Source organism: Methylobacterium durans, assembly GCF_003173715.1.
In the GTDB taxonomy this organism is placed as follows: domain Bacteria; phylum Pseudomonadota; class Alphaproteobacteria; order Rhizobiales; family Beijerinckiaceae; genus Methylobacterium; species Methylobacterium durans.
This window is the reverse complement of sequence record NZ_CP029550.1, coordinates 3,205,648-3,224,146: the sequence shown is the minus strand read 5'-3', so window position 1 is coordinate 3,224,146 and position 18,499 is coordinate 3,205,648. Positions and strand designations below refer to the sequence as shown.

The following is an 18,499-nucleotide window of genomic DNA, read 5'->3' as shown; positions in this document are numbered from 1 at the left end:
TTGCGATCACGATCCGAAAGCGCCCAGATGCGCCGCCGCCTGCACGCCGAAGCTGGAGGCAAACGAGAGCAGCGCCGCATCCCAGGCAGTCAGGTGCGGGCTGTCGACCGGCGGCCCGGCCTGCGTGATTGCCAGGCCAAGCCAGACGAAGCCCGCAAGCGACAGCAGCGCCGCAAGGGTGCCCGGCATTGCCGGCATCGGCAGGACGATCGCTAGGCCGAGGCAGAGCGTGACCGAGATGAGCCAATCCAGGAACAGCATCAGGTTCGCGTCGAGCGACGACCTGAAAAGCTGAATTCGGCGGCGCCACGCCGACCGTCGGCGCCAATCCTTGAGGTGGAAGGTTGCCATCGCTGCCTCCCAGTTCAGTTCAGGATGCCTTCTGTTGGTGCGACATCAGCCGGCTTCCGGGGCGTGAGCACGAGCGGAAAGCTGCGGCCCTGTTCCGGCGCTTCGGCGGCCGAACCCGTAGCGGCGATCCCGTCGAGTCCGAGCAGGGCCGCGAGCACGGCATCGAGTGGCACCGGCTCGGCCTTGCAGCCGGGCAGGCAGCGGAGCGCCGGGCAGGACTCGACGGCATGGGCATCCGCGGTCCAGGACGCCAGGATGGCGCGCTTCTCGGCCTTCGACAGGCCAGGATAGGCCAGGACCTCGCGCGGATGGCGGAACACATCGCCGGGGGCGATGAACGCCTCCCACGGATCCACGGCCGCTGGCCGGATGCTGGCCGCGGCGATAGGCCCGAGGCGTTCGATGGGGGGTTCGATCTGCTGCATGTGATCCTCCTCGGTTGAGCAAAGGATGAGCGACCAGCGCGACCCGTGTCCGCGCCGGCCGCCGTGTCATGCGTTCAGTCGTTCAGCTCGCGCCCGTCGGAACGGACGCTCAGGCTCAATGTGCTGTGTCCTGCGGCTTGGCGCCGTTGATCGCGATGCGGCGCCCTTGCTCTGGCGCCTTAGCCGAGCGCGGGAGCGCCACGCTGAGCACGCCGTTCTGGAACGAGGCCTCGGCCTTGTCCTCCTCGACGGCAAACGGCAAGGCGATCACCCGCTCGAAGCGACCGTAGCTGCGCTCCGAGTACCCGCGCTCTCTATCCGTCATCTCAGCGCGCTTCTCGCCGCGCAGCGTCAGGACACCGTCGTCGATCGTCAGCTCGACATCCTTCTCGTCCAAACCCGGCAGTTCAGCTGAGACGCGCAGACCCTGGTCGGTCTCCACCATCTCGACGCTTGGCCAGCCGAGGCTGCGGCCTCCTAGAGCTGGAACGCCGCCGATACCCGAGAACACATCGTCGAACAGGCGGTTCATCTCGCGATGAAGCGTCAGGAACGGGCTCATGGGCTCATCCCGCATCCTGCTCGGCACCGGCGCATTTGTGCTTCGGCCCCACGGGATCAGATCTCTCACACTCATGGCTTGTCTCCATCAGCATGGTTGAAGGCATGTGACCTCCCCCGCGAACCGCTGGGCCCACGTGGGATCTCATCGTTCCGGGTCGGGTCAGCTCAGGCGGCGTTGGCCTCGCCCTCGATTTGCACGGGCTTGTTGTCCTGGCCGACCGCACCCTGCGCACCGCCGATGGTGATGCGGCGCGGCTTCAGGGCCTCGGGCACCTCGCGTTTGAGGTCGACCGCCAGGAGGCCGTTCTCCAGGCTCGCTCCCGTGACCTTCACGTGCTCGGCCAGGTTGAAGGTCTGGCGGAAGGTGCGGGCCGCGATGCCGCGATGCAGGTACTGGTGCTCGCCGTCCTGACCCTTCCTCTGGCCCGTGACCAGGAGGGTGGTGTCGTGCTGGGTGAGCTCGATATCCTCGGGCTTGAAGCCCGCGACCGCCATGGTGATGCGGTACTCGTCCTCGGCCACCTTCTCGATGTTGTAGGGCGGCCAGGCGGCGGATGGCTCGACCCGCTCGGCCTGGCTGAGCAGGTCGAGAAGCCGGTCGAAGCCGACGGACGAGCGGAACAGGGGCGCAACGTCGTAGGTCCTCATAACCACATCCTCCAGTGAGCAACGTGACCACAAGGGACGCCGGACACCGAGTGGCCGGCGCCCAACTGGCGAGCCCATTTCGGGCCTCGCACGCGCGTAACGTGCGGCGCGGAACTAGGTTCCAGGGCAGTGCGAAAATTTGCGAGCCTCTGCGAGCGCCCTCACCCGATTGGCAGCGGCTTGGGTTCCGGCTGATGGAATCTGCTCTGGGGCTTCCATAACTCCCAATCCCCGAGCGGCTTCGCGGGCTGGGATTTATGGAACCGGGGGTGACTGCCCGTTTCCCAGTTCAGGAAGTCTGCTCAGCTTCGCCGCCGCGCCGCAGCTCGGAAACCAGTGCTTCAACAGTGAACACCACGCCGCGCGGGCGATAGTCGATCTCTGCCGTGCCGCCCAGCTCGGCGGCAAGCGCCCGCTCGATCAGTCGTGTGCCAAAGCCCTTTTGCGTAGGCGGCGTAACCGGCGGCCCGCCCAACTCCTCCCAACGCAGCCACAGACGCTCAGGGGCGGAACCGTCTACGATGTCCCAGTTCAGGATCACCCGGCCCTCGTCGGTCGAGAGCGCTCCATACTTCACCGCGTTGGTGGCCAACTCGTGCAGGGCCATGACGAAGGCCAGTGCGAGGCGTGGGCTGAGCCGCACCTCGGGGCCACCGGCCTTGAACCGTCGCCCACTGCCAGCCTGGAACGGTCGCAGCGCACTCTCCACAATCTCCGCCAGCGTCGCTCCTTCCCAGCTCTCGCGCGTCAGAACGTCATGAGCGGCCGACAGGGATTGCAGGCGGGCCTCAAGGGTTTTCCGGGCCTCGTCGAGGGAAGAGGCGCTACGCAGGGTTTGATGTGCGATCGACTGCATCGTCGCCATCGAGTTTTTGACCCGGTGGCTCAACTCGGCCACCAGCAGCGCGCGATGTTCCTCGCCGCGCTTGCGCTCGGTGATATCGATCGAAACGCCGGCCATGCTCAGTGGCGAACCGTCGGCGTGGTAGTAGGTTTGCCCCCGGATTTGTAGCCAGCGGACCTCCCCCTTGGGAGTGCGGATGGCGTACTCGATGTCGTAGTCGGTCTGCTGCTCAATCGACGTTCTGACGGCCGCCTGCATCCGCGCCCGGTCCTCGGGCATGATCGACGCCAGCAACTCGTCGTAGGTGAATGTATCGCCGACCGGGCGGCCGAAATTCTCCTTGCAGAGGTCGGAGGCGACCAGCCGCTGATCGGCCAGATCAAGCGTCCAGGTGCCGAACCGGCCTGCCTTGAGCATAAAGCGCAGCCGGTCCTCGCTGCGGCGCAGATCGCTCGCCCGGCGCTCCACTTCCTGCTCCAGAGCGTCGCGATCCTTCTGGAGGCGCACCAGCCGGTCACGCTCCAAAGTGACATCGAACTGTGAGGCAAAGAAATATGTCAGTTGGCCATCGACATCGAACACTGGAGAGATCAGCAGTCGGTTCCAAAAAACCTCGCCATTCTTCTTATGGTTCAAAATCTCTATTTCGATTGGCACGCGCCGCTCGATCGCATCACGGATCTTCGCGACATCCTCCTGATTGGTCTCCGGACCTTGGAGGAAACGGCAGTTGTTGCCCAAGATTTCACTGCGCGCGTAGCCAGTGAGCTTGGAGAACGCGTCGTTAGCTGTCCGTCGTCAGATGATTTGAGACGATCTGGGACGCTCAGGAACGGAGGCTCTGGTCCACCTGGGTTGAGAGGTTAGGCAGCCCGCGCGTGGTGGCGCAAGCGGCGGTCGATGAGGGTCTGACGCTTGATCTGCGCCCGCTCGCGCAGGATGCCCTCGCCGCGGCCGAGATAGACGTCAGCGGGGGTGAGATTGCCCAGGCTCTCGTGAGCTCGGACGTGGTTGTAGTGCTCCACGAAGGCGGCAACCCGGGCCTCCAACTCGCCCGGCAGGTAGGCGTGTTCGAGCAGGATGCGGTTCTTGAGCGTCTGGTGCCAGCGCTCGATCTTGCCCTGCGTCTGGGGATGGCGCGGCGCACCGCGGATGTGGGTCATGCCTCGGCTGCCGAGCCATGTCGCCAAGTCACCCGCGACGTAGCTCGATCCGTTGTCGGTCAGCAGCCGCGGGCGATGCGCCACCGGCACCTGATCGAGCCCGGCCGCGGTCAGCGCCAGATCGAGCGTGGCGGTGACGTCGCTGGCCTGCATCGTGGCGCAGAGCTTCCAGGCCACGATGAAGCGCGAGAAGTCGTCCAGCACCGTCGACAGGTAGTACCAGCCCCAGCCGACAACCTTCAGGTAGGTGAAGTCGGTCTGCCAGAGCTGGTTGGGCGCCGTGGTCTTGTCGCGGAACGCGTCGGCGGCCTTGACGACGATGTAAGCGGGGCTGGTGATCAGGTCCTGGGCCTTGAGCAGGCGGTAGACGCTGGCTTCCGAGACGAAGTAGCGCCGCTCGTCGGTGAAGCGCACCGCCAGTTCGCGTGGGCTGAGTTCCGGCTCCTCCAGCGCGAGGGCGACGATCTGCTCGCGGATCTCTGTCGGTAGACGGTTCCAGACCCGGCTGGGCCGGGATGGTCGGTCAGCCAATGCCTCGGGACTGCCTCTCAGGTAGGCGTCGTACCAGCGGTAGAACGTCGATCGGGTGATGCCGAGCTTCTCCAGGGTGCGGCGCACCGGCAGGTGGGATTGCTCAACCAGCCGGATGATCTCCAGCTTCTCAGGGGCTGGGTACCTCATGCCTCGTCGTCCCCAGCCCCGCTCATGCTTTTTTTGAGCAGGCGGTTCTCCAGGAGGAGATCGGCCACAACCTCCTTCAGCGCGCCCGCCTCGCGGCGCAGCTCCTTGACTTCGTCTGCTGTCGCCGCCCGCGCCGTGTCGCCCGCCAGCCGCTTCTTACCGGCTTCCAGGAACTCCTTGGACCAGCCGTAGTACATCGAGCTGGCGATGCCCTCGCGCCGACACAGCTCGGCGATACTGTCCTCGCCGCGCAGGCCCTCCAGCACGATGCGGATCTTCTCCTCGGCCGAGAACTGCCGGCGGGTGGCCCGGCGGATGTCTTTGATCACCGCGTCTGCCGGCTTGCGTGCCAGTCCGGATGTCTGCTTCATCGTCGTGCCTCAGGACTACGATGAACCAGCCATCCTCCGTTCGTGAAGGGCCTCGATGTGTCTCAGGAGCGCTGACGGCGGACACCCTATACCCTTTTGAATTGGTGTTGGAGGGGACGCCCATTTCTCTGCAGGGAAGCAGCGCCTCAAAGGAGCGATGGAAGGCAGCCGTAAGAAGCAGAGGACAAGCTCGTGCCTATGAGACGGATGAGATAGGATTTCTCTACGAGTGCCCCGCAGCAATAACTATCTATTACTTTCCAACGGATCCAATGGTTGGCGATGTGGACAATATAGTAAAACCAATCATGGATGCGCTAATAAACGTTGGATATAAGGATGATAATTTTGTAGAAAGCGTTCATGTGCAAAAGTTTGAGCCTGGGATTGAATGGGTTTTTGAAGATCCAAGCGAGCAACTTGCTCAAGCTTTGGATTTAGATCCTCCTGTTGTCTACATCCGTGTAATTGACGACATGAGTTGGAGAAAAGCAAAATGACGATGGCTCAAGAGTTCCAGGAGACCGAGCGCCACTTCATCGAAAGGTTGAGGCCCCACTATGAGGCAAAAGGGTACGATTTTGTCCCATATCCAGGGCCAGACCGATTGCCTGAATTTATGGGTGGCTACAGGCCTGATGCGATTGCTTTAAAAGGTGATCATAAAATTGCTATAGAAGTAAAAAATCGGAAAACTCCACATGCTGATTTAAGTCTAAAGCGCATACAACAGCTTTTCGAACGCCATCACGATTGGCAATTACGGATAATGTTTGTTGGCGGAGACACACAGGCAGGTATTTCGATCCCTGCCAGTACGCCCGAAATCGTCCGGCGCCACCTAACTGAGGTGACCGAATTAATCAAACACGCGCAGCCTCGAGCGGCATTCCTTGTCGGTTGGTCTTTGTTGGAGGCGATTGCGCGTATCGTTGAGCCCGCGTCGGACAAACGCCCATATTCACCGGGAACGATTATTCAGACATTGGCTATGAATGGATATATTGATCCTGAGGTCGAAGGTAAGGTGAGAAGTCTTATTAGTATGCGGAATAGAATTGTGCATGGCGATCTTGAAACAGAACCATCTAAAATGGAACTCGATTTGCTGTTAAAAGTTATCGTTTCTATACTTGACCGACTACGTGTCAGTTCATCATAGTTAAAAGCTTCTTTGCATGGCGTGCGACTTGTCTTGAATGAAATATCTTTGTCATTCAACAAAGCTCAGGGAGGGCTTTTCGACGTCAGTAGTTTGGCGGGTGTTGGCTTTCCACCCTGAGCGATCCTCCGTACGGCCAAGCTGATCGGTTCAGGTCCTAGTCCGCCTCCTCAGCCAATTGCTTCCCTTGTAGGACGGGCGTGAGCCTAGGCTGCCCATGGCTCTCCAGGAAAGCGTTCCAGGGCCGAGTGCCCATACGCTGCAGGGACATGTTACCGAGGCTGAGCCCGAGAAGGCGCAGGCGGCGCCTGTCGCCTTTGGTCATGTAGATGGCAACCGGGCCAAGCTCATCGTCATCGTCGTGGGGAGTGGCGGGGTGTGGCCCCGCCAACAGGCGCTCAGCCTCCAGTGCCTCCACGGTGTGAACCGCACCGGGTTTCCCGGAGGCTGTTTGGTTTGGATCAGGCGGCCAAGGCTTGAACCTCGACCTCTGCATAGTAGCGCGCTTCCGCCTCGGCGGGAGGCACGTTGCCGATCGGTTCAAGCAGCCGACGGTGATTGAACCAATCGACCCACTCGAGCGTGGCGTACTCGACCGCCTCGAAGGATCGCCACGGCCCACGCCGATGGATCACTTCGGCCTTGAACAGGCCGATCACCGTCTCAGCGAGGGCGTTATCGTAGCTATCGCCAACACTGCCGACAGACGGTTCGATGCCGGCCTCGGCCAGGCGCTCGGTGTAGCGGATGCTCACATACTGCGATCCGCGATCTGAGTGACAGACGAGCCCGCTGCTGGCGAAGGGCCGACGTTGATGAAGGGCCTGCTCCAGGGCATCGAGCACGAAGTCTGCCCGGGCTGAGCGCGACACACGCCAGCCCATGATCCGGCGGGCGAAGACGTCGATCACGAAAGCCGCATAGACGAAGCCGCCCCAGGTGGCGATGTAGGTGAAATCCGCTACCCACAGCCTGTTCGGGCATTCGGCCTTGAACTGTCTGTTGACCCGGTCGAGCGGGCAGAAGGCAGCCGGATCGGGAATGGTCGTGCGAACTCTGCGTCCGCGGACGACGCCCTGCAGTCCTATCGCCCGCATCAGCCGCGCCACCGTGCAGCGCGCCACCGCGATCCCCTCGCGGGCGAGTTGCCGCCACACCTTGCGCACGCCGTAGACGCCGAAGTTCGCCGCGTGAACGCGCCGGATCTCGGCCATGAGCACGGCATCCCGCTTGGCTCGAGCCGGCAGTCTGCCGCGATCGGCCCGCCGCGCGGCATGAGCGTGGTACGTCGACGGGGCGATCGGCAGAACCCTGCAGATCGGCTCGACCCCGTAGGTGGCGCGATGATCGTCGATGAAGGCGATCATGACCGGGACCGGCGGTCGAGCTCCGCCTGAGCAAAATACGCCGACGCCTTCCTCAGGATCTCGTTGGCTTGCCGAAGCTCGCGGTTCTCCTGCTCCAGCGCCTTGATCCTCTCGCGCTCGTCCGTGGTCGGCCCGGCTCGTACGCCGCCGTCGCGTTCGGCCTGTCTGACCCAGTTCCGCAGCGTCTCACCCGAGCAGCCGATCTTGGCCGCGATCGATTGGATCGCCGCCCACTGTGAACCGTGCTCGCTCTCATGCTCCCGAACCAGCCGGACTGCCCGCTCGCGAACCTCAGGGGAGAAGGGTGGAGTATGCTTCGTCATGGCTCCAGTCTCTCAAGAGTTGGAGCCTCCGAAAATCCCGGAGCGGTTCAGTGCGCCGCAGGTCCTTTTTCTTCCCCACGCTCTACCTCCGCTATCTGCCACGCTTGCCCATGCGCGCCGGGCTGTGGCCGCTCCATTCGTGGTGCGGTAACGGCTTGGCTTTAGATGGGTGTGAGTGCGCGTGGCCCGCGACCATGCTTGACGGAAAGCGTCGGCCGCCTCAGCCAACGCGAGAACCCGCCCCTCCAAGGCGTCTTGGCGAGCACGAGGAATCATCTCATGTACGCCTAATAAACTGGATAACTCTTTGGCAGAAATTTGAAAGCTCAGCTCCATTTATCAAGACAGTTAAATTAGCAGTATTTGAGTCATGATGAAATGTGTTCGCATATTCCCTTAGATCATCAAGCTCAACTATGTCATTTCTATTTAGCACTTCGTTTGGAGTTCCCAATCTCTGCTTACATATATTTATGAATGGCCCAATCATTGCTCCAGGCTGGAAAAGATCTGGGTATCCTACTCGAAGGTAAGCCTCCAGCATCGGCCTAAGAGACTCGGCAACAGAACGCTCGATAGATGGATCGGCATTTTGAATATAAGACATCACAATTTCATGGCGGCGATCATTTTCTGAAACACAATCGTCGTGTACATTCCAAGAAGTAATCGTTGTTGAGTCCCGATTTTGGCCGTCGCGCACCCGATCTAACCTCAACTCTGATCGTTGACTAGGTGCAGCGTCTTTCCACAGCGGGCAAAGAAATGTCTTTGAGTGCGAAAGAACAATCATTTGACTGACACGATTTAGGAGTTTTCGCATCTCACTTATTGTATTTCTATTGCGATGCTCATCTAAGCTAGTCATTGGGTCATCAATAACCACAATTTTATCTCCGATATTATGGTCATGATCAAGAGAAGCGAAGAAGAATGCCAGAGCTAGGGTATTTCGGTCGCCCGCACTCAATGTATTTCGAAAACTTAGGCCACTGACTGAAGTAATGGATACAGGAACCGCATTAATGAGTACGCTATAATTACATGACGATCCGCCTCGGTTGTTGACGGATTGGACTCCGGTCACCCTAAAAGAAGCTCCGAGACGCCGTAGGTATTCATTGATAGCTGTCTCATATGTGGGAAAAATCGCGGTTCTGTATTGGTCAAGCGCCGCGCGTGCTTGGTCGCGCAAACGTTCAGTTGCAATTTTAGCAGCCTTTTCGTCGACATATGCCTGACACGCTGCAGTAATGTCAGGAGCGAAACGAGCTTTTCTCGCTCGCAGTTCCGCAAGATCAGCTTCCAGCACAGCTGCATTAGTACCCTCAGTCCGCTCTCTGACGAGAGCTATAGGCTCATTGTAGGACTGGTAAGCCGCCGACAGATCGAGAACTTCCTGCCTTATCTGATGATAAGTATCAATTGCAGCAACAATGTCCTCCGACATCTCTATACAATCGAGAGGTGCTGCATGTTTATCCCGGAAAATTTTTATCACACCTTCCCGGGCCACTTTCCAAGCTCGAGCCACTTCTACTGTATCTATTTCGATGGCGGGAATAGACGTAAATGCATTCCAAAATTCCTGTGTTTGTACAGCCACTCGAAAATCTCTTTCAAAAGCGGCAGGTACGTCTCTCCCATGTGTCGCGGTAATGGATTTGCCTTGGCTGACTATGGCAGCTTTTAGCTCTTGATAGTTTTCACTGAAATAAGCTTGATAATGCACTATTACAGGAGATAGAGTTAGATCTTGGGCGCAAAAAGGACAACTGTCGTCTGATATAAGAGATACGCCGTCTGCAATCCAAGCTTCGCCACCCACACCTAGCGTTTTGATGTGGGCCCGAACACGGGACGCCGCCTCTGCTTCTAGATCTGCGAGGCCACGCAGCAGGACGGAATTCAACTCCGCTACATCAAACGCCGGCAGGTTTAATGGCTCGAAGCCCGGCTTCGTGCGAACGGCGTCAGCGGCATGCGCAGCAGCTAGGCTGCGCTCCGCTTCTGCAATGGCTTCATCAATGTCTGCTCGCGCCTCAAGCGCGCAGAAGGCATCCACATTGAACCGGCCGCGTACATAAGCAGGGATTGCATCGGGAAGCGACCGAAGTCGCTTATTATGCCCTTCTATGGCTGCAACATGCCGTTGGAGTTCGGCATTTAAGCTGACCCCCTGGGCACCAAGAATAAACTCATGAATATTTTGCCGATGCTCGGCGGCAATTTCTATACCTGAACATATGTTATCAGAAACGAACTGGTCATCGAACACTGCAATTTGCGGCAGCAGTCTAGACCAAGTACCATTCTGAAATGCGATCGACCCTGTTTGATCGCGCAAAATAATGTGTGGGTCATGTGTTGCAGTAAGACGGCGACGCTCGTTTACAAGATTCACATCGCCGGTTGAGGCAGATTTCAATATGGCTGCTAAAGTTGTCTTTCCTCTCCCATTTTCAGCATATATCAATGTTAACTTAGTGAGATCAAATTGCCCTCCATTGACATTATCAAATTGTCCAATGTTTCTTATAAGCTGAATCTTCTTTAACAAATTCCGCTCCCCCAAATATTATAATTTACTTCTGATGGAGCGATACGAAATATGCGTGTCGCTTCATCTGGAAGGGGCTATAAAATATGCTGAACACTGAAAAATCCAGGCGCCGCCTTTATGGCAGCCAGATTAGTGCGGCTCCTGATCATAATTCGCAATCGAGTGCGGCTTTGCTGTAACAGTTATGTCGTCATACTCCTATATTGTGTTAAACTTACATTTTCATCTAGGAAATATTATAAGTACATCTTAGTATTTATGAATGAATATTCTCTAATGCTCGGAAAATATCGTCAGATTTTCTTATCGGTGCGCACGATGCGGAGTGCGCTCAGTGAGCTGAGCCGTCGCATCCTCTCCTTTGCGCTCGACTGCCTCGCCTGTCGCTGGACTGACGGGAGGTGGCCAGGACCTGCAGGATGAGTTGCCGGTGCCGATGGCCCTCCGCCAGCGTGCGCTGCGTCGTCGCTAGGAGGGTTTCGGCGAGCCGAGTGTCGTAGCCTTTCGCCCGCATGTCCTCGACGACGATCATCTGATCCAGCACGCGCCGCTTCCAGTCGGCCAGATGGCGCGTGGCCTGCACCAGGTGTGCGTGTTCCCGCTCCAGCCAGACGAGATAGCGCTCGTGGTCTGGATCAGGCCGTGGCTCGGACCAGCCCCGCGCTCTTCTGGCTCGCTTGCGTGGATAATCGGGCGCTTGGACCGGTGCTGATAACCTTCGCTTATCGGAAGCCAGGATCAACTTCATCCGAGGCTTCTGATCCGTCTCACCGTTCCAGAACGAATGACGTCAGGGGTTGGCCGAGACTGGGCATCCCGAGGATCTGGTGGCCAATCTGGCAACGGCGCCGGCAACACTTGGCTGAACGCGGCTCAAGCGAGTTCGAGCGAGTTCGAGCGAGCCTACCAGCACGAGGCAGGACGCACGATTTTTCCACCTTTGCACGAGCCACTTCAGACTGAGACGCACCCTTCTGCTCCGACGAAGTACAGCATTTAGTACAGCATGGAGGAACGATGGAGGTCATTTCCCCTTCACGCTACGCCTGCATCTGTCCAATCCATCTGGGGGCGACCGAGAAGCGCCAGGGACCGGAAGCGATGTCGTCTTCAGCGTCTGCGGTCACTCGGCCCTCGGCTTGACTGTTCCCCGTGCCATCCCGGCCCGCTCGGCGCGAAAAAACATCGGCCCGGCCGGTCCGGCGCCCCTCGCGCTGCACCGACAGCGAGGCGGGCGCGGGCACGATCCGGGAAGCCGATGGGAGGATGGACCGACGGGGTATCACGCGCAGGTGGTCGTGAAAACGGCCGCCGTCAATCACCGGGCGGCCCGGACCCGCGACCGCGGGCCTGCGGCGCCGCCATCGACGCCGTCCGCCTCCGGCTCTACGGGGAGCCCGTCCGGCGCCGAGCATCCTGCAGGGTCGCCCGCGCCGTCTCGATGGCGATGGACACGGCCGACATCGTGCGCGGATCCGGCTCCCGCTCGCGGGCGTAGCGGACCGTGTCCGCGGCCAGCGCGTCGATCTCGGCGCTCAGCCTGTCCAGTTCGAGCCGATCCCCCGTGCCGCGGGCGAGACCGATCACGTCGATCAGCCGGTCCATGATCTCGTCGATGCGCTCCCGGCGCAGGCCGGCCAAGCGCTGGCGGATCCACGCCAGGACCGAGACGAGGCCACCGGCGAGGGCGCCGAGGAGGTAGAGCGTGTCGCCGTAGCGGTCGACGAAGCCGTGCTGCTCGCGCTCGAAATAGTCGATCGCCCCCGGATGGATCGGGATGCGCGCGCTGGTGGCTGCCGCCGTCGTGTCGTAGGCCGGCGCCTGGACGTATTCGGCGGCCTCCGTCGCCCGCGCGGCCGCTGTCCGCTTCTCGAAGAGCTGCTGGGTCACGTCCGCGGCGACGGCCCGGCTCAGGGAGGCGCGCGCCATCAGCCGGTAGGAGGCCCCGACCGTCTTGACGTCGTCGGCCGGCAGCTTCGGGTCGCCGCCGAACAATCCGCCCGGCACCGTCACCGATTGGAGCTTCGGGAACCGCTCGATCACGGCACCGTCGTCCTCGACCGCGACGAACTCGACCCTGCCGGTGCGGGCCGCGGAGCGCACGGCGCCCACGAGGGCCAGGGCCTTCGGCGCCGAGGGCGCGATGATGCTGACGAAGGCGTCGATGCGGCGCTCGCGGAAGGCCGCCGCGACGGCCTCCTGCTCCACCCGGACGAGGCGCACGGCCCGGTCGCGGGCGGGTCCGCCGCCCGTGTCCGCCTCCAGGGCGAGCCCGTAATATCCGAGGATGGTCTGGAGCAGCGAGAAGTCGGCGTCCCGATGCGCGGCGATGCCGAGCCGCTTGCCGGAGAGCTTCGGGAAGGTCCTGATGGCGCCCGGGTCGGGCGAGGCGATGATCATGGCCTGGTCGCGCAGGATCGCCAGGGTCAGCCCGTTGGTCGGCAGCAGCACGTCGGGCCGGACGACGGCGAGATCGGCGCGCCCGTCTTGGAGGGCGGCGGCGCTCTCGCGCACATCGTCGAAGGACAGGATCCTGAACCGGATCCCCTCACCGCCGGCGTCGAGGGCGTCGGCGTAGGCCTTGATCAGCTCCGGCTCGGTCCCGTCGCGCGGGGCGACCGCGATCGTCAGGACTGTCGCCTGCAGCAGGGACCAGGCCGCCCCGGCACCGACCGCCAGGACGAGGGCCGCCGCCAGCAGGAGCGTCCGCCGGCGCAGGAGCCAGGCCAGCTTGGTCCGCATCGTCCCGGGCCGTCAGAACAGCGAGATCAGGGCGATGCCCGCCACCATCAGCGCCGCCCCGCCGAGGCGCGCGGGACCGGCCCGCACCTGCTTCATGCCGATCCAGCCGAAATGGTCGAGCGCCACCGAGGTCAGCAGGTTGGCGGTGATCAGAAGTCCGTTGAAGGCGCCCGCGCCGACCTTGTCCACGAACAGGAGGCCCGCGAACACCGCCACGGCGCCCGTGAGGCCGGCGAGCGGCATCCACCAGCGCATACCCGCGACGTCCTCGCGCCGCGGCAGCGGGTTCGGCCGCAACAGAAAGACGAGCACGAAGGTGAAGACGACGGGCAGGAACGAGACGAGGGCCGCGAGCCAGGGGTTCGTCAGGGCCGTGCGGAGCTGCGCGTTCCAGGCCACGCCGATGGCCTGGAGCGCGCCCGCGACGACGATGAAGGGATAGAGCAGCTTCGGGTTGAGGCCATGCCCCGCATCCGCCCCCTCCCCTGCCCCTGCCCCTGCCCCTGCCCCCTCCCCTGCCTCTGGCCCCTTGTCGGGCGTGACGCGCGCGATGAAGATCACGCCGACGGCCATCAGCAGGCCGCCGAGCCAGGGCATCGGCTTGAACCCGCTTCCCTGGAGGCCGAACAGGCCGAGGGCATCCAGCGCCAGCGAGGTCAGGATGTTGGCGGTCAGCGTCAGCCCGTTGAAGGGACCGGCCCCGACCTTGTCGACGAGGGCGAGGCCGCCGAAGACCGCGACGGCACCCGCGAGCCCGCCGAGCGGCGCGTACCAGGGCATGCGGCCGAGGCCGTCGAGGCCCGGCAGCGGCGTCGGCATGACGAGGAACAGGGTCGCGAAGACGAAGACGATCGGCAGGAAGGAGATCGCGGCTGCCAGGAACGGGTTGACGAGGCAGCCGCGCAGCTGCGCGTTCATGGAATTGCCGAGCGCCTGCAGGCAGCCGGCCACGATGATGAAGGGGTAGAGCAGCGCTGCGTTCACGTGGGGCACCCCTCCGGACCGGACGGTATCGGGATCAGACGAGGATCAGGCCCGCGAGCGCCAGGACGAGCGCCGGGGGCATCACGAGGAGCCCGAGCTTCAGGAACTGCCACGCGGAGACGTCCTCGCCCTCGCGCCGGATCGCGGTGAGCCAGAGGATCGTCGCCAGCGAGCCCGTGACCGACAGGTTCGGCCCGAGGTCGATGCCGATCAGGATCGCGCCCGCGACCGTCTGCGGGACCTGCGCGGCCTGCACAGAGGCGCCCGCCAGCAGGCCCGCCGGCAGGTTGTTCACGAGGTTCGCGCCGAACGCCACGAGGGCGCCCCCGGCCCAGGCGGTCGCGGACGGGTCGGCCCGCGCGGCGTCTCTCAGGAGGTCGGCCAGCATCCGCAGGACGCCGGTCTTCTCCAGGGCCTCGACCAGGACGAACAGCCCGGCGACCAGCGGCAGCACGCTCCACGAGACGTCCTTGACGACCGCGACGAGGCCGCCGCGGTTGATCAGGAGCACGACCAGCGTGGTGGCGAGGCCCGCGGCGAAGGTCGGAAGACCGAGGTCGAGCCCTGCCCACGAGGCGCCGATCAGGACCGCGCCCGTGGCAACGATGCCGGCGCCCGCGACCTTGCCACCGAGCGGGAGCGCCGGCGTCTCGACATCCGTCGCGACCGTCTCGCCCTGCAACTGCGCGTTCTGCGTGAGGCGGAGCGCCGCGTAGGTCGCCACGATGGCGAGCAACGAGGGAAGGCTGAAGGTCGCGAGCCACTGCCCCAGCGGCGGCATGTGCTCGGCGAAGACCACGAGGTTGGCGGGGTTCGAGATCGGCAGCACGAAGCTCGCCGCGTTGGCGATGAAGGCGCAGACGAGCAGGTAGGGCAGCGGCTCCTTCACTCCCGCGGCCTTGGTGGCCGCGAAGACGGCGGGGGTCAGCACCACGGCGCAGGCGTCGTTCGACAGGAAGACCGTCACCACCGTGCCGACGACGTAGACGAGCAGGAACAGCCGCGTCGCCGAGCCCCTGGCGGCCCGCACCGCGTGGGCGGCGAGCCAGTCGAACAGGCCCTCCTTCCGGGCAATCTCCGACAGCAGCATCATGCCGACGAGGAAGAGGTAGACGTCGGTGCCCTTGGCGACGCCTTCCAGCGCCACATGCCACGGCATCAGGCCGAGCACGACGAGGAGGATCGCGCCGAGCCCCGCCCAGATCGCCTCGGGCCAGGAGAAGGGCCGCAGGATCACGCCCAGCGTCGCCAGGGCGGCGATGATCCAGGTCGCGAGGTTGAGGGGGAGCCCCAGGGTGGCAGCCACGTTCGTCGTCTCTCATCGTCGGGAGGTCCGTCGGCCGCGGAGCGGCCGGCGGCGGGTCGGTCAGCGGAGGCCGCTCACCATTTGCGGCCGGCGCGGTTCGGGCCGAGCTGGTCGCCGCGCACGCCCCGGCCGAGCCAGGGGCCGATCCGGAAGGCATCGCTTCCCGGCTTGGCCGGAATCGCGGTCGCCGCGTGCGGAAGGGGGGCGGCAGCCGGCGGCTCGATCACGTCGGTATCGACGAAATCCGGCCCGTGCCCCGACCAGCGCGCGTCCACAGCCTCGACCTGGAGGCTGCGCGCGCCGGCCGGCCACCCGATCCGGCTCTCGAAGGTGCGCGGCGAGACGCGGGCCATCCGGACCCAGGCGCCCGTGTCCACGCGGCAATGGCAATAGGCCGGCTCCCGGTCCGAGAGGACGAGGGCGCGCACGCGGATGCGTCCGTTCGCGTCGCGGGTCATGCCGCTGGTCTCCTCGGTTGCCGGCCGCGTCGCGATGCGCCGGTCGGCGGGACTGGTGATGAGCACGAAGGGGGGTGCCCGGTCGAGGGCCCGGAAGCGCCAGCTCGTCACCGGTCCGTCCAGGGCCGCGACCGCGTAGCCAACCGAGCCGTCCTCGTTCTGGCCGACGGAGCGGGCCGCGGCGTAGAGCGTGCGCCCGTCATGGGCGAGCTCGTTGTAGTGGGTGTGGCCCATCTCCACGAGGCGCACCCGCCCGCCCCAGAACAGGCCGGCGACGTCGAGCCGCTCGTCCGGCTCGCGCAGGTCGTCGGGATAGGCGTGCATGAAGATTGCGCAGGGCCGGCCGGCCTCGGCCGCCGCCGCGATCTCCGCCGAGAGCCAGAGCGTCTGCGCGCGGCCGAGGCGGAAGTCGAGGCCGATGCCCTTGCGGCTGAATCCCGCGCTGACGACGTCCACGAACAGGCAGCGCACCCCCGAGACCGTCTCGGCGGCGTAGTATTGCGCGACCTCCCGCTCGATCTCGGGCTGCGGCAGGCGGTTGACGACCGGCGCGTGGCCGCCCCCGCGGGGGCTCCCCGCGAGGGCCGTGTACAGGTCGTGGAAGCCGGCGATCGAGCCGTGCTGGCGGTCGTGGTCGCCCGGAACCAGCCGGACCGGCAGGTCGGGATGGCGCGCCAGGGCCGCGCGCAGGATCGCGTATTGGCGGGCCGTCCCGTCCTCCGCGATGTCCCCAGGCAGGTAGACGAAGTCGAAGGCTGCGGCGGGGCGATCCCGGCGATCTGGTCGAGGATGGTCGCGAGATCGCGCGCGTTTGCCTCGCCGCGGCCTGTCAGGTGAAGGTCTCCGACGTGGAGGACGACGAACGGATCGCCCCCGTCCGCCGGCTCGACGTCCCCGCAGGACGGGGCGGCCGCCTCAGGCAAGGCTCGGATCCTTCGCCGGCTCTCGGGCTCCGTCCCGCGGGTCATCCCCGTCATCGTGCATCTGGCAGCGCTCCATCGGCCCGTGCCGCCGTCCCGTTAAGACGCGCCACCCGCGCGGACAACCGCCGCTCAAGTCTTGGTCAGTTACTAAGTTCCTCTTTAATCCATCACGAGCGCGTGAAAGCGTGCGATATATTGGATACGACCGGAGGATCCGCTCGGAAACACCGTGAATTCACCCCTGAAGGGATCGAATCGAAGATGCTCCGGGCAGACGCCCTCAGGCGGCATCCGCGCTCGCGTAGCGGCGGCAATGGTCGAGGTAGCCGACCTCGTGGCGCCCGGCGAGGGCGACGACGCTCGTCCAGAGCCAGGAGGGCGCCTCGCCGGCGCGCGACACGTCCGCGGCGACCTCCCGGCGCCAAGCGGCGCGCGCGGCCTCGTCCATCTGCCGGCCGTGCGCCTTGCCCACCACGTAGGCGAGGTAATGCGCCGCCCGCACCGCCTCGACGCGGCTGAACTGGTCGACGTCGAGCTTCAGGTCCTGCGGCGCGAGCTCGCGCATCACCACCGGCTTGTCCATGAGGTGCACAGGCAGCATGCGCTCGCCGAGGTTCGGCGAGAGCGCCCGCGCGCCGGCCACCACGCGCTCGGCAGGATCCGACGGCATCTCCGCCCCCGGCGCGGCGGGGGCGGCGGGGGCGACCGCCTCCTTCAGGTCGACGAGCGCCAGCTTGCGCTTGCCGTCCGGCTCGGCGATGCGCACGAGCGCGGCGTAGCGCAGGAAGCCGAGCGAAGAGCAACCCTTCATCCAGTAGGCCGCGTCGATCATGCGGATCTCGGCGCGCGCGCTGCGGCCGTTGAGCGCCAGGACGAGGCGGCGCACGTCCTCGGCGCGGAAGAGGCCGTCGAGGGCCTCGCGCTCCGCCCGGTCGAGCGCCCAGAACTTGCGCCCGAGCGGGATCGAGGGCTCCACGTCCTTCAGGCGCTCGCGGGCGAGGTGCTTCCACTGCCGGCCGAGGGCGCGGCGCCGGACCGTGCGCACCGCGTCGGGCTCGGGCGGAGCCTCGTCCGCCTCCGGCTCGCCCAGGCCCAGCGCGTAGCCCTGGATCATCTCGTGCAGCATCCGGGCCGTCACGACCCCCGGCAGGTCCGAGCCCCGGGCGGCGCTGGCGAGCGACAGGCCGAGGCGGACGAGATCGTGCGTCGGATTGCCGATGACGGTCTGGTCGAGGTCGCGGACCTGAATGTCGACGCGACCGTCGGCGTCGGCGAGGGGGCCGAGGTTCCCGAGGTGGCAATCGCCGCAGATCCAGACCGCCGGCCCCTCCGGCAGTGTGCCGCGGGCGAGGCCGTCCAGCCACTCGTAGAATTTCAGGGTGTTGCCCCGGACGTAGGCATGGGCGGATCTCGCCATCTTGAGGGTGCGTTGGCGCTCCAGCAGCGCCGCACGCGTTTCAGGACCCTGCGCGTCACGCTCCCACATCCACAGAACCTCGGCCGGTTGTCACCTGTCGCCGACGGCGCATCGCGCCGCGGCCGCCCCACCAACGTCCGGAACCGGCCGGCGTGGCGCGGCCGATCGTCTCTTCTGTGGATGACGGGAGCGTCCCGCGCGTGCGGT

15 protein-coding genes, 1 pseudogene and 1 other annotated feature are annotated in these 18,499 nt (G+C 64.0%); of the genes and pseudogenes, 2 read left to right on the top strand and 14 right to left on the bottom strand.

Annotated features, from left to right (window positions below; translation table 11 throughout):
- Window positions 1-6: 6 nt before the first annotated feature.
- The 6 genes and pseudogenes from DK389_RS14885 to DK389_RS14860 form a co-directional block, all read right to left on the bottom strand.
- The gene (locus DK389_RS14885; RefSeq protein ID WP_109890691.1) at window positions 7-351 is read right to left on the bottom strand and encodes a hypothetical protein; all 345 of its coding nucleotides are present in this window, start codon (window positions 349-351) and stop codon (window positions 7-9) included.
- 14 nt (window positions 352-365) lie between these two features.
- Window positions 366-776 carry a hypothetical protein gene (locus tag DK389_RS14880; protein ID WP_236960886.1) on the bottom strand — a complete coding sequence of 137 codons (411 nt, stop codon included), beginning with the start codon at window positions 774-776 and terminating at the stop codon, window positions 366-368.
- 115 nt (window positions 777-891) lie between these two features.
- The gene (locus DK389_RS14875) at window positions 892-1,413 is read right to left on the bottom strand and encodes an Hsp20/alpha crystallin family protein (RefSeq protein ID WP_109890689.1); all 522 of its coding nucleotides are present in this window, start codon (window positions 1,411-1,413) and stop codon (window positions 892-894) included.
- Window positions 1,414-1,505: 92 nt separating this feature from the next.
- Entirely contained in the window at window positions 1,506-1,988 is a 483-nt protein-coding gene (locus DK389_RS14870; protein WP_109890687.1) for an Hsp20 family protein, read from the bottom strand.
- A gap of 289 nt (window positions 1,989-2,277) precedes the next feature.
- A pseudogene (locus tag DK389_RS14865) lies at window positions 2,278-3,618 on the bottom strand (HWE histidine kinase domain-containing protein); the annotation flags it as partial.
- Window positions 3,619-3,695: 77 nt separating this feature from the next.
- Window positions 3,696-5,047 (bottom strand): IS3 family transposase gene (locus DK389_RS14860; protein WP_236960848.1). Its coding sequence is split into 2 segments (ribosomal slippage): window positions 3,696-4,709 and window positions 4,712-5,047, totalling 1,350 coding nucleotides; the frame shifts between segments, so codons are not numbered across the junction.
- A 20-nt stretch (window positions 5,048-5,067) separates the two neighbouring features.
- Between DK389_RS14860 and DK389_RS14855 the strand changes: the two genes are divergently transcribed.
- Both DK389_RS14855 and DK389_RS14850 read left to right on the top strand, forming a co-directional pair.
- Window positions 5,068-5,547 carry a RusA family crossover junction endodeoxyribonuclease gene (locus tag DK389_RS14855; protein ID WP_109890685.1) on the top strand — a complete coding sequence of 160 codons (480 nt, stop codon included), beginning with the start codon at window positions 5,068-5,070 and terminating at the stop codon, window positions 5,545-5,547.
- A complete protein-coding gene (locus DK389_RS14850; RefSeq protein WP_109890683.1) occupies window positions 5,544-6,209 on the top strand; it encodes a HepT-like ribonuclease domain-containing protein in 666 nt (221 codons plus the stop codon). The genes DK389_RS14855 and DK389_RS14850 overlap by 4 nt, the downstream gene beginning before the upstream one ends.
- A 461-nt stretch (window positions 6,210-6,670) precedes the next feature.
- Here DK389_RS14850 and DK389_RS14840 read toward each other — a convergent pair.
- The 8 genes from DK389_RS14840 to DK389_RS14805 form a co-directional block, all read right to left on the bottom strand.
- Window positions 6,671-7,899 (bottom strand): IS3 family transposase gene (locus tag DK389_RS14840; RefSeq protein ID WP_109890679.1). Its coding sequence is split into 2 segments (ribosomal slippage): window positions 6,671-7,611 and window positions 7,611-7,899, totalling 1,230 coding nucleotides; the frame shifts between segments, so codons are not numbered across the junction.
- Window positions 7,502-7,618 (bottom strand) — a sequence feature (AL1L pseudoknot). It overlaps the preceding gene by 117 nt.
- A gap of 277 nt (window positions 7,900-8,176) precedes the next feature.
- A complete protein-coding gene (locus DK389_RS14835; protein WP_109896406.1) occupies window positions 8,177-10,459 on the bottom strand; it encodes an AAA family ATPase in 2,283 nt (760 codons plus the stop codon).
- Between the two features lie 334 nt (window positions 10,460-10,793).
- Window positions 10,794-11,210, bottom strand: a complete 417-nt coding sequence (locus DK389_RS32395) for a hypothetical protein (RefSeq protein ID WP_162560656.1) — start codon at window positions 11,208-11,210, stop codon at window positions 10,794-10,796.
- 638 nt (window positions 11,211-11,848) lie between these two features.
- Window positions 11,849-13,204 (bottom strand): TAXI family TRAP transporter solute-binding subunit, encoded by a 1,356-nt coding sequence (locus DK389_RS14825; RefSeq protein ID WP_109890675.1) that lies wholly within the window; start codon window positions 13,202-13,204, stop codon window positions 11,849-11,851.
- Between the two features lie 12 nt (window positions 13,205-13,216).
- Entirely contained in the window at window positions 13,217-14,188 is a 972-nt protein-coding gene (locus tag DK389_RS14820) for a DMT family transporter (protein ID WP_109890673.1), read from the bottom strand.
- 34 nt (window positions 14,189-14,222) lie between these two features.
- Window positions 14,223-15,494: an arsenic transporter gene (locus DK389_RS14815; RefSeq protein ID WP_210206763.1), complete on the bottom strand. Its 1,272-nt coding sequence runs from the start codon at window positions 15,492-15,494 to the stop codon at window positions 14,223-14,225.
- A gap of 74 nt (window positions 15,495-15,568) precedes the next feature.
- Window positions 15,569-16,423, bottom strand: coding sequence for a hypothetical protein (locus DK389_RS14810; RefSeq protein ID WP_335645553.1), 855 nt, complete (start codon window positions 16,421-16,423; stop codon window positions 15,569-15,571).
- Window positions 16,424-17,155: 732 nt separating this feature from the next.
- The gene (locus DK389_RS14805) at window positions 17,156-18,361 is read right to left on the bottom strand and encodes a DUF2252 family protein (RefSeq protein WP_109890671.1); all 1,206 of its coding nucleotides are present in this window, start codon (window positions 18,359-18,361) and stop codon (window positions 17,156-17,158) included.
- Window positions 18,362-18,499 lie beyond the last annotated feature (138 nt).